Raw genomic sequence first — 14,644 nt, forward strand, 5'->3', positions numbered from 1 at the left:
GTCCCTGTTGGCAGGTGACGGGGTCGCAAAAGCGCAATGATATCTTATATAAGACATAAGACAAATTGACGCATGCGCTCGCGCAGAGGTACACTCCTTGGCTGACCTTGCGCCTGTTCTTACGGGTTTTCCCGCACGTGCGTGGCCCTTGTCCGCGAGACGCTGTCCCGCTGAATTTCCTCCCATTTTTTCCGCCCTTTCTGGAGTTTTCACCATGAGCAAGAAGCCCGTCCGAGTTGCCGTCACTGGCGCCGCCGGTCAGATCGGTTACGCCCTGCTGTTCCGCATCGCCTCCGGCGAAATGCTGGGCAAGGACCAGCCCGTGATCCTGCAACTGCTGGAAATCCCGGACGAGAAGGCCCAGAACGCGCTGAAAGGCGTGATCATGGAACTGGAAGACTGTGCCTTCCCGCTGCTGGCCGGCATCGAAGCCCACGCCGACCCGATGACCGCCTTCAAGGACACAGACTACGCCCTGCTGGTGGGTGCCCGTCCCCGTGGCCCCGGCATGGAGCGCGCCGACCTGCTGGCCGCCAACGCCCAGATCTTCACCGCCCAGGGCAAGGCCCTGAACGCCGTCGCTTCGCGCAATGTGCGCGTGCTGGTGGTCGGCAATCCCGCCAACACCAACGCCTACATCGCCATGAAGTCGGCGCCGGACCTGCCGGCGAAGAACTTCACCGCCATGCTGCGTCTGGATCACAACCGCGCTGCTTCGCAGATCGCCGCCAAGATCGGTTGCGCCGTCGGCGACATCGAGAAGCTGGCCGTCTGGGGCAACCACTCGCCCACCATGTACGCCGACTACCGCTTCGCCACGGTGAACGGCAAGTCCGTCAAGGACACCATCAACGACCACGACTGGAACGCCAACACCTTCCTGCCAACCGTGGGCAAGCGGGGCGCCGCCATCATCGCCGCCCGTGGCCTGTCGTCGGCCGCTTCGGCTGCCAACGCTGCCATCGACCACATGCGCGACTGGGCCCTGGGCACCAACGGCAAGTGGGTCACCATGGGCATCCCGTCCAAGGGTGAGTACGGCATTCCCGCTGACGTGATGTTCGGTTACCCCGTCACCTGCGAAGGCGGCGAGTACAAGATCGTCGAAGGCCTGGAGATCGATGCCTTCTCGCAAGAGTGCATCAACAAGACCCTGGCCGAGCTGCAAGGCGAACAAGACGGCGTCAAGCACCTGCTCTGAGTTGGTAACCGCTTGGTAACTCACTCGTGAAACCTCACCCGCGCGACATTCTTGCTGGGGCCCAGGCCGGTGCGTTTGCATTGCCGGTCTGCGACCACTACAGCGGTGTCGAGGCGCGGATGAAGAAAAGCCTGCAGTTGCAGGCCGAGTTGAGTGCCGAGTTCGGCACTTGCGTCTTCGATGTCACGCTGGATTGCGAAGACGGGGCGCCTGTAGGGGGTGAGGCCGAACACGCGGCCCTCGTCACCGAACTGGCGCTGGGTGCCCCTGCGGGTGCGCGTGTCGCAGCCCGGGTGCACCCGGTCGACCACCCGCATTTCGACGCCGATGTGGCGCAGATCGCCGGCCAGGCCGGCCAGCGTCTGTGCCACCTGATGGTGCCCAAGGTCGAGTCGGTCGCCGACGTCGGGCGCGCTGTCGCGGCCCTGGACGCGGCCGGCGCCACCATGCTGCCGCTGCACGTGCTGATCGAGTCGCCGGCAGCGGTGCACCGTGCCTTCGACATCGCGGCCCACCCGCGCGTGGCCTCACTGAGTTTCGGTCTGATGGATTTTGTCTCGGCCCATGGTGGGGCGATTCCCGCCTCGGCCATGACGCTGGCTGGCCAGTTCAGCCACCCGCACGTGCTGCGCGCCAAGATCGAGATGGCAGCCGCCTGCCACGCGCACGGCAAGGTGCCCTCGCACAACGTGGTGACCGAGTTCAAGGATCTGCCCGCGCTGCAGAATGCCGTCCGCCAGGCCGCTTCCACGTTGGGCTACACCCGGATGTGGAGCATCCACCCGGACCAGATCCGGCCCATCGTCACCGCGTTTTCACCGGCCGAGGCTGAAATCGACACCGCGGTGGCGATCATCGAAGCCGCCGCCGCCGCCGACTGGGCGCCTGTGCAGCACGAAGGCCGCCTGCATGACCGCGCCAGCTACCGCTATTACTGGCAAGTGATCGAGCGCGCGCACCATACCGGGCGAGCATTGCCCGAAATGGTGCGTGGCTGGTTTCTTGCATGAATCCAATCCAACACTATCTACCCCACCGGAGAACGCCATGTCGACCTTTCTGACCGACTACCGTGCCCACGCTGCCGAGCGCGCTGCGCTGGGCATTCCCCCGCTGCCGCTGGACGCCAAGCAGGTCGCTGCCCTGATCGAGCTGATCAAGAACCCGCCCGCCGGCGAAGATGCCTTCCTGCTGGACCTGCTCACGCACCGCGTGCCGCCGGGCGTGGACGATGCCGCCAAGGTCAAGGCCAGCTTCCTGGCCGCCGTGGCCCATGGTGACATCCAGGTCGCCCTGATCTCCAAGGCCAAGGCCACCGAGCTGCTGGGCACCATGGTGGGTGGCTACAACGTGCATCCGCTGATCGAACTGCTGGACGACGCCGAAGTGGCGACCGTGGCCGGCGCGGCGCTGAAGAAGACGCTGCTGATGTTCGACTACTTCAACGACGTGGCCGAAAAGGCCAAGGCCGGCAATGCCGTGGCCAAGGAAGTGATGCAGAGCTGGGCCGACGCCGAGTGGTTCACCAGCCGCCCCGAAGTCGAGAAGAAGATCACCGTCACGGTGTTCAAGGTGCCCGGCGAGACCAACACCGACGACCTGTCGCCTGCGCCCGACGCCACCACGCGCCCGGACATCCCGCTGCACTACCTGGCGATGCTGAAGAACACCCGCCCCGACGCGGCCTTCAAGCCGGAGGAAGACGGCAAGCGCGGCCCGATGCAGTTCATCGAAGACCTCAAGAAAAAGGGCAACCTCGTCGCCTACGTGGGCGACGTGGTTGGCACCGGCTCCTCGCGCAAGTCCGCCACCAACTCGGTGATCTGGGCCACCGGCCAGGACATCCCCTTCGTGCCGAACAAGCGCTTCGGCGGCGTCACACTGGGCGGCAAGATCGCTCCGATCTTCTTCAACACGCAGGAAGACTCGGGCTCGCTGCCGATCGAAGTGGACGTGAGCAAGCTGGAAATGGGTGACGTGGTCGACGTGTTGCCCTACGAAGGCAAGCTGGTGAAGAACGGCGAAACCGTGGCCGAGTTCAAGCTCAAGTCCGACGTGCTGTTCGACGAAGTGCGCGCCGGCGGCCGCATCAACCTGATCATCGGCCGCTCGCTGACCGCCAAGGCACGCGAGTTCCTGGGTCTGCCCGCCTCCACGCTGTTCCGCCTGCCGTCGTCGCCCGCCGCCACCCAGGCCGGCTTCACGCTGGCGCAGAAGATGGTCGGCCGCGCCGTCGGTCTGCCGGAAGGTCAGGGCGTGCGCCCCGGCACCTACTGCGAGCCGAAGATGACCACCGTCGGCAGCCAGGACACCACCGGCCCGATGACCCGTGACGAGCTGAAGGACCTGGCCTGCCTGGGCTTCTCGGCCGACATGGTGATGCAGTCCTTCTGCCACACCGCCGCCTATCCCAAGCCCGTGGACGTCAAGACCCACCGCGAGCTGCCTGCCTTCATCAGCAACCGCGGCGGCGTCGCCCTGCGTCCGGGCGACGGCGTGATCCACAGCTGGCTCAACCGCCTGCTGCTGCCCGACACTGTCGGCACCGGCGGCGACTCGCACACCCGTTTCCCGATCGGTATTTCCTTCCCGGCCGGCTCCGGTCTGGTGGCCTTCGGCGCCGCCACCGGCGTGATGCCGCTGGACATGCCCGAATCGGTGCTGGTGCGCTTCAAGGGCCAGATGCAGCCCGGCGTCACCCTGCGTGACCTGGTGCATGCGATCCCGCTGTACGCCATCAAGGCCGGTCTGCTGACCGTGGCCAAGGCTGGCAAGAAGAACATCTTCTCGGGCCGCATCCTGGAAATCGAAGGCCTGCCCGACCTGAAGGTGGAACAGGCGTTCGAGCTGTCCGACGCCTCGGCCGAGCGCTCGGCCGCCGGCTGCACGATCAAGCTCAACCAGGAGCCTGTGATCGAGTACCTGAAGTCGAACATCGTGCTGATGAAGAACATGATCGCCGATGGCTACCAGGACGCGAAGACGCTGGCCCGCCGCATCGAGAAGGTCGAGGCCTGGCTGGCCAAGCCCGAGCTGCTCGAAGCCGACAAGGACGCCGAATACGCTGCCGTGATCGAGATCGATCTGGCCGAGATCAGCGAACCCATCGTCTGCTGCCCGAACGATCCGGACGATGCCAAGACGCTGAGCGAAGTCGCCGGTACGCCGATCGACGAGGCCTTCATCGGTTCGTGCATGACCAACATCGGTCACTTCCGCGCTGCGGCCACCGTGCTCGGCGGCGCCCGCGACATCCCGGTCAAACTGTGGGTCGCCCCGCCGACCAAGATGGACGAGAGCGAGCTGATCAAGGAAGGCCACTACGCCAGCTTCGGCGCCGCCGGTGCCCGCACCGAAATGCCCGGCTGCTCGCTGTGCATGGGCAACCAGGCGCAGGTGCGTGAAGGCGCGACGGTGATCTCCACCAGCACCCGCAACTTCCCGAACCGCCTGGGCAAGAACACCAACGTGTTCCTGGGCTCGGCCGAACTGGCCGCCGTGGCCTCCAAGCTGGGCAAGCTGCCGACCAAGGACGAGTACCTGGCCGCCACCGGTGTGGTCACCGCCAAGGCCGACCAGATCTACAAGTACATGAACTTCGACCAGATCGAAGAGTACGTGGAGACGGCGAAGACCGTGGCCTGATCGCTGCACGCTTCCCCTCCAAGGCCCGCCCCGTGCGGGCCTTTTTTGTGTGCGGGCGAAGAACCGCCCTGCGCGGGCTGTGCCGCGGCGCGGCCGCCTACACCGAACGCTGGATCGGTTCGCGGGCGCGCTCAATGGTGAGGGGTTTGGTCAGGTAGCCGCGGCTCACGGGCATGCTGGCGGCACGCTCCTGGTCCAGCCGCACCCGCGTGCACCACCCGCCATGACCGGTTCGGGCAGGCGGATGGCGTGGGCGCAGAAGGCTTCGCAGTGTCGGGTCTGTTGGCTGATCGCGTCCTCCCCCCGGCGCGAGAGGTGCTACTGGCGGTCGGTGTCAATCGGCGTGATCAGGGGGCGGGCAGAGCCTGCCGCCAGCGCGGGGATCATCGCGAGTTCGGTCGCGTCGACCGGTCTTGGGCTGTGATTGATTCCCGCTGCTGCCGTTTCAGGTGCTCTGGCGTTCCATGAGCCGGTTGATGCGCAAGGCCCCGAGGGTGCACACGACGCCCGACAGCAGGTACAGCGACAGGGCGACGAGACCGAACTGCACGGACAGCCCCAGGGCCACCAGCGGGGCGAACGCCGCGCCGATGAGCCAGGCCAGATCGGTCGACAGCGCCGCGCCCGTGTAACGGTATTGGGTCGAAAAATTGGCCGTGACCGTGCCCGAGGCCTGCCCATAGGACAGGCCCAGCAGCACAAAACCCACCAGCAGGAACAGGTTGTTGCCCGTGGCGCCGCCGGCCAGCAGCCAGGGCGCAAACAGGCTGAAGACCCCGATCAGCACGGCCATGGCCCCCAGCAGGTTGCGCCGCCCCACGCGGTCGGCCAGCCAGCCGGAAAGCACGACGGCCCCGGCGGCCAGCAGGGCGCCCAGGATCTGCACCCCGAGCACCTCGGTGACAGGCTGGTGGTCGTGCAAAGCGATCCAGGACAGCGGGAACACGGTCACCAAGTGGAACAGCGCGAAGCTGGCCAGGGCGGCAAAAGCCCCCAGCACGACGTTGCGTCCCTCTTCACCCATCACGCGGGACACGGCCACCGGTTGCAGTTCGCGCTCTTGCAGCAACTGGGTGTAGGACTGCCCCACGATCAGTCGCAGGCGGGCGAACAGGGCCACCACGTTGATGGCGAAGGCCACGAAAAAGGCGTAGCGCCAGCCCCAGGCCAGGAATTCGGGCGTGCTCAGGCTGCCGTACAGGTAGGCGAACAGGCTGGCGGCGAGCACGAAGCCCAGCGGTGCACCCAACTGGCCCATCATGGCGTACCAGCCGCGGCGCTCGGGCGGGGCGGACATCGACAGCAGCGAGGGCAGGCCGTCCCACGAACCGCCCAGCGCGATGCCCTGGCCGATGCGCAGCACCAGCAGGGCGACGATGGCGGTGGTGCCGGCGGTGTCGTGGCTGGGCAGGAAGGCCATGCCCACGGTGCAGATGCCGAGCAGGAACAGCGCCAGGGTCAGCTTGGTGCCGCGGCCCCAGTGGCGCTGCACGGCCATCGACAGCGCCGTGCCGAAGGGCCGCACGACGAAGGCCACGGCCAGCAGCGCAAAAGCGGCCAGCGTGCCTTCCAGCGGCGACAGGAATGGAAACAGGAAGGCCGGGAAGACCAGGACGCAGGCGATGCCGAAGACGAAAAAGTCGAAATACTCGGAGGAGCGGCCGATGATCACCCCGACAGCGATTTCTCCGGGCGTGACGTCCTCGTGCGTGTCGGCGCGGGACAGGGCGGCAGGGCTTTCCTCGAAGGCGGCAGAGGCAAAGGTGGCAGAGGCGGCGCTGCTCATGAAAAAGGTCTCCTGATTGTTGTGTGGCGTGATGCCAACATGGTTCTACACCCAAGCGCGGGGGCCGACAAGTGCGCTTTCACCTAGCGTGGCGCTATCCCAAAAGTGGGGTCTGGCACTTGACCTTGGACAAAATGTCCAATCGACAAACGTGAGCAGATGGGTAAATTCGCGGCGAATTGTTTTTTGTCATCCTCGTTTACCCTTAAATCCGCTTCCGCATGTCCCGTATGCATCTCCCGCCGAGGCCCCGCAGGGCCGCGTGGCTGGCCGCCCTGGCGGCGCTGGCCGGCCTGACCGGCTGCAGCAAGGCCGTCGTTCTCAATCCCGCCGGCGACATCGCCGCCCAGCAGGGGCACCTGGTGGTGCAGGCCACGCTGCTGATGCTGGTCATCATCGTGCCGGTCATCACGCTCACGCTCTGGTTCGCCTGGAAGTACCGGCAGTCGAACGCGGCCAACACCGAGGCCGATTACGCGCCCGACTGGCACCACTCCACCATGCTGGAGCTGGTGATCTGGAGCGGCCCGCTGCTGATCATCATCGCGTTGGGGGCCATCACCTGGATCAGCACCCACAAGCTCGACCCGTACCGCCCGCTGGACCGCATCTCGGCGTCCCAGGCGCTGTCGCCGGACGTCAAGCCGCTGGAGGTGCAGGTGGTCGCGATGGACTGGAAGTGGCTGTTCTTCTACCCGGAGCAGGGCATCGCCACCGTCAACGAACTGGCCGCGCCGGTGAACCGCCCGATCCTGTTCAAGCTGACGTCCACCACGACCATGAACGCGTTCTACGTGCCGGACCTGGCGGGCATGATCTACACCATGCCGGGCATGCAGACCGAGCTGAACGCCGTGATCAACCAGCCCGGTGTGTACAAGGGCATGTCCTCGCACTACAGCGGCGCCGGGTTCTCGGGCATGACGTTCAAGTTCCATGGCCTGAGCGATGCCGACTTCGACCAGTGGGTGCAGAAGGCCAAGACCGAAGGCCAGGCGCTCGACCGGGCCACCTACGTGAAGCTGGCCGAACCCAGCGAACGCGATCCCGTGCAGCGCTTCGCCTCGGTCGAGTCAGGCCTGTACGACAAGGTGCTGAACCGCTGTGTGGAAGACGGCAAGATGTGCATGCACCACATGATGGCCATCGACGCCCTGGGGGGCGAGGCCTACGTCAAGGCGCAGGGGCTGAACCTGCCGCAGGACATCTGCACAGCCGAAGAGTCCATCCAGGTGCTGGCCGCGCTCGATTCGCGCACCGCCCGCTACGCCACGACCCGCCAATGATCCCCCGGCCCGGCTCCATCGCAGGGCGGTGGTGCCGGGCGACTGCCTGAGCGAGAACAACATGTCATCCGTTACCCCTGTCGAGGCCCACTGGGCCCTGGGCCGGCTTACCTGGGATTCGGTTCCCATGGCGCACGAGCCCATCCTGCTGTGGACCTTCATCGCCGTCGTGCTGGGCGGCGTGGGCGTCCTGGCCCTGCTGACCCGCTACCGCCTGTGGGGCCCGCTGTGGCGCGACTGGTTCTGCAGCATCGACCACAAGAAGATCGGGATCATGTACATGATCCTGGGCATCGTGATGCTGCTGCGCGGCTTCGCCGACGCGGTCATGATGCGGCTGCAGCAAGCCATGGCCTTCGGTGACAGCATGGGCTACTTGCCGCCGCACCACTATGACCAGATCTTCACCGCCCACGGCGTGATCATGATCTTCTTCGTGGCCATGCCGCTGGTCACCGGGCTCATGAACTACCTCGTGCCGCTGCAGATCGGCGCGCGCGACGTGGCCTTTCCGTTCCTCAACAACTTCAGCTTCTGGATGACCACCGCCGGCGCCGTGCTGGTGATGGTGTCGCTGTTCCTGGGCGAGTTTTCCACCTCGGGCTGGCTGGCACTGTCCAACCTGGGGGCGCAGAACCCCGGGGTGGGGCTGGACTATTACATATGGTCGCTGCAGATCGCCGGGGTGGGCACCACGCTGTCCGGCATCAACCTGATCGTGACCATCATCAAGATGCGCGCGCCCGGCATGAGCCTGATGAAGATGCCCGTCTTCACCTGGACTTCGCTGTGCACCAACGCGCTGATCGTGGCCTCGTTCCCGGTGCTCACGGCCGCCCTGGTGCTGATGAGCCTGGACCGCTATGTCGGCACCAACTTCTTCACGAACGACTTCGGCGGCAACCCCATGTTGTACGTGAACCTGATCTGGATCTGGGGCCACCCCGAGGTCTACATCCTGATCCTGCCGTGCTTCGGCATCTTCTCCGAAGTCGTGGCCACCTACAGCCGCAAGCGCCTGTTCGGCTACACCTCGATGGTCTACGCCACGGTGGTGATCACCATCCTGTCGTACATCGTCTGGCTGCACCACTTCTTCACCATGGGCTCGGGTGCGAGCGTGAACGCCTTCTTCGGCATCACGACCATGATCATCTCGATCCCGACGGGCGCCAAGATCTTCAACTGGCTGTTCACCATGTACAAGGGCCGCATCCGTTTCGAGCTGCCCATGATGTGGACCGTGGCCTTCATGGTCACCTTCGCCATCGGCGGCATGACCGGCGTGCTGCTGGCCGTGCCCCCGGCCGACTTCGTGCTGCACAACAGCCTGTTCCTGATCGCCCACTTCCATAACGTGATCATCGGCGGCGTGCTGTTCGGCCTGTTCGCCGGCATGAACTACTGGTTCCCCAAGGCTTTCGGCTACAAGCTCGACCGCACCTGGGGCGTGCGTTCGTTCTGGCTGTGGGTGGTGGGCTTCTACGTGGCCTTCATGCCGCTGTACGTGCTGGGCCTGATGGGCGTGACGCGCCGCGCCAACCACTTCGAAGACACCTCCCTGCAGATCTGGTTCCAGGTCGCCGCGTTCGGCGCCTTCCTGATCGCGCTGGGCATCGCCTGCTTCCTGATCCAGCTCGTGGTCAGCTACCTCAAGCGGGACCAACTGCGCGACGTGACCGGCGACCCCTGGGACGGCCGCACGCTGGAGTGGGCGACCTCGTCGCCGCCGCCCGACTACAACTTCGCCTTCACCCCGGTGGTGCATGAAATCGACGCCTGGTGGGACATGAAGAAACACGGCTACCAGCGCCCGCTCACCGGCTTCCAGCCGATCCACATGCCGGCCAACACGGCCGCGGGCGTGGTGATCTCGGCCCTGTCGCTGGTGCTCGGCTTCGCGCTGATATGGCACATGTGGCTGCTGGCCGGCGCGTCCTTCGCCGCGATGGTGATCGCCGCGATCGTGCACACCTTCAACTACCAGCGCGACTTCCACATCCCGGCTTCCGAAGTGACGGAAACCGAAAACCTGCGCACCCAACAACTGCGGGCCGCCCATGTCTGATCTCCACCTCCAAGCCGGCGCCGGCGGCGCCACCCTGAGCCCGCGCGCCTACCACCTGGCGCACGAACCGCATCCGGAAAACGGCACCTCGCTGGGCTTCTGGCTCTACCTGATGAGCGACTGCCTCATCTTCGCGGCGCTGTTCGCCACCTACGGCGTGCTCGGCCGCAGCTACGCCGCCGGCCCGACCGGCGCCCAGCTGTTCGACCTGACGCTGGTCGCCATTAACACCGCCTTCCTGCTGCTGTCGTCGATCACCTTCGGTTTCGCGATGCTGCGCAAGCAGAAGAACGACGTGAAGGGCACGCTGCTGTGGCTGGCCGTCACCGGCCTGTTCGGCCTGTGCTTCCTGGGCCTGGAGCTGTACGAGTTTGCCCACCTGCTGCACGAGGGCGCCGGCCCGCAGCGCAGCGCCTTCCTGTCGGCCTTCTTCACGCTGGTGGGCACGCACGGCCTGCACGTCACCTTCGGCCTGATCTGGCTGGTGGTGCTGATGGTCCAGATCGGCAAACACGGCCTGATCCATGAGAACCAGCGCCGCCTGATGTGCCTGTCGATGTTCTGGCACTTTCTGGACGTGGTCTGGATCGGCGTCTTCACCTTTGTCTACCTGATGGGAGTGCTGTGATGAGCGCACACGACATGCATGCACCGGCGCACGCCCACGATGACGGCCATCACCACGCCGCGGGGCCGCACGTCACGCTGCGCGAATACGCCACCGGCTTCGTGCTTTCGGTCATCCTCACGGCGATCCCGTTCTGGCTCGTCATGGCCAAGGTCATCACCGACCGGCCGACCGCCGTGCTCGTGCTGGGCGCGCTGGCCGTGGCCCAGATCCTGGTCCACATGGTGTTCTTCCTGCACATGAACGGCAAGGTCGAAGGCGGCTGGACGCTGCTCTCCACGATCTTCACCGTGGTCTTCGTTGTCATCGCGATCGCCGGCACCCTGTGGGTCATGTTCCACATGAACACCAACATGATGCCGGAGCACCCCACGCTGCCGCAGAGCCTGGGGGCCGCCAGCACGCCCTGGGTCGGCTGAGCATGGCGCTGCCGGGCCGCGGGCGCCGGGTCGCCCTGGCGGTGCTGGGTCTGTTGCTGCTGGCCGGTTTCCTGGCGCTGGGCACCTGGCAGGTGCAGCGGCGCGCCTGGAAGCTGGCGCTCATCGACCGGGTGGACCAGCGCGTCCACGCCGCGGTGGGGGCCTTGCCCGCGCCGGCCCAGTGGCCACAGGTCCATCCGGCCGAACACGAGTACCTGCCGGTGGAGGTGCGCGGTCGCTGGCTGCCCGAGCGCACGCTGCTGGCCCAGGCCGTCACCGACCTGGGCCCGGGTTTCTGGGTCATGACCCCGCTGCAGCAGGCCGACGGCAGCGCTGTCTGGGTCAATCGCGGTTTTGTGCCGCAGACGCAGCGGGCGCAGTGGCTGGCCCCGCCCGCCGACGCGGGCGATGCCGGGGCGGTGGTGGTGCAGGGCCTGCTGCGGATGAACGAGCCGGGTGGTGGCTTTCTGCGCCGCAATGACCCGGCCGGCCAGCGCTGGTATTCGCGCGACGTGGTCGCCATGGGCCAGCAGCAGGGCCTGTCGCAGGCCTCGCCCTTCTTCATCGATGCCGGCCTGCCCGGCCGGCGGCCCGCAGACCAGGCCACCGCCTGGCCGCGCCCGGGCCTGACGGTCATCCGATTTGCCAACAGCCACCTGGTCTACGCCCTGACCTGGTACGGCATGGCGTTGCTGGTTGCCGGGGCGGCCTGGTATGTGGCACGCTACGAGCGCGGCCGTCGCCCGGTGGGCGAGCCTCTCTCCACGCCTGCCCATGACCGTTCCCCGCGCTGAGCCTCCCGACACCGGGTCTGCCACCCCGACCCGTTCCGCCGAAGCGGCAGCGGGCCTCAAGAACCTGCAACAGCTGATCCAGCTGCGCTGGATCGCCGTGATCGGCCAGGTGGTCACCATCGACCTGGCGTATTACGGTCTGGGGCTGAGCCTGCCGCTGCGCGAGATGCTGCTGGTGGTGGGCTGCCTGGCGCTGTTCAACGTGGCCAGCCTGCTGCGCTGGCGGCTGGGCCACGATGTCCGCAGTTCCGAGCTGTTTGTGGCTTTCATGGTCGACGTGGCGGTGCTGACGCTGCAGCTCTACCTGAGCGGCGGCATCACCAACCCCTTCGTCTTCCTGTATCTGCTGCAGCTCACGCTCGGCGCGGTGCTGCTGCGTGGGCCGCACATCTGGTCCATGGTGCTGATCACCGCGGTGTGTTTTGGCGCACTGGCCCGTTACCACCTGCCGTTGCCGCTGCCACTCGATCTGCACGAAGGGTTTTCCAGCGTCTACGCGCTCGGGCTGCTGGTGTGTTTTCTGCTGAACGCGACGCTGGTGATCGTCTTCATCACCCGCATCCACCGCAACCTGCGCGAGCGCGATGCGCGCCTGGCGGCGGCGCACCGGCGGCGTGTGGAAGAAGAGCACATCGTGCGCATGGGGCTGCTGGCGTCGGGGGCTGCGCACGAGCTGGGCACGCCGCTGTCGACCCTGGCCGTGATCCTCGGCGACTGGCAGCACGACCCGCGCCTGACCGATGAGCCGCTGCTGCGCGAGGACATCGCCGAGATGCAGGCGCAGGTGCAGCGCTGCAAGCACATCGTCAGCGGCATCCTGCTGTCGGCGGGGGAAACCCGCGGCGAAGCGTCGGCGCAGACGACGGTGCGGGCTTTCGTGGACGCGCTGGCCCAGGAATGGCGCGACACGCGCTCGCTCCACCAGTTCGTCTACGACAACGGGTTCGGGGACGACATCCCCATGGTCTCCGATACCACGCTCAAGCAGATGGTTTTCAATGTGCTCGACAATGCGCGCGAAGCTTCGCCCGGCTGGGTGAAACTGGCCGTCACGCGCGAGGCCGATGCCCTGTGCCTGACGGTGACCGATCGGGGTCCGGGTTTTGCCCCGGGCATCCTGGCCCAGGCAGGCACGCCTTACCAATCGACCAAGGACCGTCCGGGTGCCGGCCTGGGCCTGTTCCTGGTGTTCAATGTGGCGCGCACCCTGGGCGGACGCGTGACCGTTCGCAACCGTCCCGAAGGCGGCGCGGAAGTCGCCATCCGGTTGCCGCTGGCGGCCATCACCCTGTCGGGCGGCAAGGCCTGAGACGCATGGAAAACGAAGAACGCTGTTTGCTGCTGGTGGAAGACGATGAGGCTTTTGCCCGGACGCTGCGCCGTTCGTTCGAGCGGCGCGGCTACCGGGTGCTTCACGCCACCAGCCTGCAGGAGGTCGAGGACCTGCTGACCCGCTCGACACCCGGCTACGCGGTGGTCGACCTCAAGCTCAAGGGCGAGGCGTCGGGGCTGGCCTGCGTGCAGACCCTGCACCGTGCCAGCGCTGGCATGCTCATCGTGGTGCTGACCGGGTTTGCCAGCATCGCCACCGCGGTGGAGGCGGTCAAGCTCGGCGCCTGCCACTATCTGGCCAAGCCGTCGAACACCGACGACATCGAGGCCGCTTTTGCCCAGAAGGCGGGCAACACCGAGGTCGAGATCACCAACCGCACCAGCTCCATCAAGACGCTGGAGTGGGAGCGCATTCACCAGGTGCTGGCCGAGACCGACTTCAACATCTCCGAGGCTGCCCGCCGGCTCGGCATGCACCGGCGCACCCTCACGCGCAAGCTCGACAAGCGGCAGGTGAGCTGAGCGCGCGCCCGCTTCAGAACGGGACCTTGTCGGTCGGGTACTTCCAGAAGTCGCGCAGCAGGTAGTTGACCGGCAGGTTCAAGGGCGAGCCGTTGGGGGGAATCGGTTTTTCGAACCAGGTGCTGTAGATGCCCAGGATTTCGCCGCTGTAGATCAGGCGGCGCATTTCGTCGTCCACGATCTTTTTGAGCGCCTCGTCGTCCTTGGGCAGCATGATGGCCAGCGGCTCGGTGGTCAGGAACTGGCCCACCACCTTCAGCGCCTTGGGGTCGGTGCGGCCGGCGGCCAGGCCGTAGAGCAGCACGTCGTCCATGGCGAAGGCGTCGGCCTGGCCTTTCTCCACCATCGCCACCGCCTGTTCGTGGTCGTCGGCCTCGACGATGGTCAGGGGCAGCGCCCGCACGCGCACCGCCTGGCGCAAGGCGGCCAGCGGGGTGGTGCTGCGGGTGGACACGACTTTCTTGAGCTGCGGGTGGTCGATGCGGTCCACCGGGCTGTCGGCCTTCACCAGCAGGCGGGCCCCCGTGATGTAGTGCGGAATGGTGAACGCGACCTGCTCACGCCGGCTGGCGTTGTTGGTGGTGGAGCCGCATTCCATCTGCGCCTGGCCCTGGGCCACGGCCTCGATCCGGTTGGCGGGCGTGACCTGCAGGTAGGCCACGGTCAGGGTTTTCAGGCCGAGCTTCTGTTGCACCGCCTGGGCCAGGCGTTTGCAGATGTCCAGCGCGTAACCGACGGGCTGCCCTTGCGGGTCCAGGTAGGAAAACGGCACCGAGGCGTTGCGGTGCGCGAGGGTGATGGTCCCTTCGGAGCGGATGCGTTCGAGTACCGGGCCGCCATGGGCGGGCAAGGCACCCAGCAGCCACGCGGCGAGGAGGGCGGGAACCAGCGGGGAACGGATGCTCATGGAAGGCTCCGGAGGTGGGTGGACTGACTGCGGTGCATGCAAGGGCGATGCCATGC

At 66.4% G+C, this 14,644-nt stretch carries 12 protein-coding genes; 10 read left to right on the plus strand and 2 right to left on the minus strand.

Annotated elements, in window-relative coordinates:
• The first annotated feature begins 214 nt into the window (after positions 1-214).
• From QQK43_RS05815 to acnB, 3 genes are read left to right on the plus strand one after another with little or no spacing between them, the layout of a single operon-like run.
• Positions 215-1,201: a malate dehydrogenase gene (locus QQK43_RS05815; protein ID WP_234263608.1), complete on the plus strand. Its 987-nt coding sequence runs from the start codon at positions 215-217 to the stop codon at positions 1,199-1,201.
• A 26-nt stretch (positions 1,202-1,227) separates the two neighbouring features.
• Positions 1,228-2,211, plus strand: coding sequence for an HpcH/HpaI aldolase/citrate lyase family protein (locus QQK43_RS05820; RefSeq protein WP_284307049.1), 984 nt, complete (start codon positions 1,228-1,230; stop codon positions 2,209-2,211).
• A gap of 37 nt (positions 2,212-2,248) precedes the next feature.
• On the plus strand, positions 2,249-4,846 hold the full coding sequence (acnB, locus tag QQK43_RS05825) for a bifunctional aconitate hydratase 2/2-methylisocitrate dehydratase (protein WP_284307050.1): 2,598 nt from the start codon (positions 2,249-2,251) through the stop codon (positions 4,844-4,846).
• A 445-nt stretch (positions 4,847-5,291) separates the two neighbouring features.
• On the opposite strand, the gene QQK43_RS05830 is transcribed toward acnB, so the two are convergent.
• Positions 5,292-6,632, minus strand: coding sequence for an MFS transporter (locus tag QQK43_RS05830; RefSeq protein ID WP_284307051.1), 1,341 nt, complete (start codon positions 6,630-6,632; stop codon positions 5,292-5,294).
• 230 nt (positions 6,633-6,862) lie between these two features.
• On the opposite strand from QQK43_RS05830, the gene cyoA reads away from it, so the two are divergent.
• The 7 genes from cyoA (at position 6,863) to QQK43_RS05865 (ending at position 13,681) form a co-directional block, all read left to right on the plus strand.
• Positions 6,863-7,918, plus strand: a complete 1,056-nt coding sequence (gene cyoA / locus QQK43_RS05835) for a ubiquinol oxidase subunit II (protein ID WP_284307052.1) — start codon at positions 6,863-6,865, stop codon at positions 7,916-7,918.
• Between the two features lie 61 nt (positions 7,919-7,979).
• Positions 7,980-9,986: a cytochrome o ubiquinol oxidase subunit I gene (gene cyoB, locus QQK43_RS05840; protein ID WP_234263599.1), complete on the plus strand. Its 2,007-nt coding sequence runs from the start codon at positions 7,980-7,982 to the stop codon at positions 9,984-9,986.
• Positions 9,979-10,614: a cytochrome o ubiquinol oxidase subunit III gene (gene cyoC / locus QQK43_RS05845; protein WP_284307053.1), complete on the plus strand. Its 636-nt coding sequence runs from the start codon at positions 9,979-9,981 to the stop codon at positions 10,612-10,614. The genes cyoB and cyoC overlap by 8 nt, the downstream gene beginning before the upstream one ends.
• Positions 10,614-11,033: a cytochrome o ubiquinol oxidase subunit IV gene (gene cyoD / locus QQK43_RS05850; protein WP_234263597.1), complete on the plus strand. Its 420-nt coding sequence runs from the start codon at positions 10,614-10,616 to the stop codon at positions 11,031-11,033. Before cyoC ends, cyoD begins: the two co-directional genes overlap by 1 nt.
• Before the next feature lie 2 nt (positions 11,034-11,035).
• Positions 11,036-11,827: an SURF1 family protein gene (locus QQK43_RS05855; protein ID WP_284307054.1), complete on the plus strand. Its 792-nt coding sequence runs from the start codon at positions 11,036-11,038 to the stop codon at positions 11,825-11,827.
• The gene (locus tag QQK43_RS05860) at positions 11,808-13,136 is read left to right on the plus strand and encodes an ATP-binding protein (protein ID WP_234263595.1); all 1,329 of its coding nucleotides are present in this window, start codon (positions 11,808-11,810) and stop codon (positions 13,134-13,136) included. Before QQK43_RS05855 ends, QQK43_RS05860 begins: the two co-directional genes overlap by 20 nt.
• A gap of 5 nt (positions 13,137-13,141) precedes the next feature.
• The gene (locus tag QQK43_RS05865) at positions 13,142-13,681 is read left to right on the plus strand and encodes a response regulator transcription factor (protein WP_234263594.1); all 540 of its coding nucleotides are present in this window, start codon (positions 13,142-13,144) and stop codon (positions 13,679-13,681) included.
• A gap of 13 nt (positions 13,682-13,694) precedes the next feature.
• Here the strand turns inward: QQK43_RS05865 and QQK43_RS05870 are convergent, their stop codons facing one another.
• Positions 13,695-14,588 (minus strand): amino acid ABC transporter substrate-binding protein, encoded by an 894-nt coding sequence (locus QQK43_RS05870; RefSeq protein ID WP_234263593.1) that lies wholly within the window; start codon positions 14,586-14,588, stop codon positions 13,695-13,697.
• Positions 14,589-14,644: the final 56 nt, after the last annotated feature.

The sequence above is a fragment of the Hydrogenophaga electricum genome, assembly GCF_030160815.1.
Lineage (GTDB): Bacteria > Pseudomonadota > Gammaproteobacteria > Burkholderiales > Burkholderiaceae_C > Hydrogenophaga > Hydrogenophaga electricum.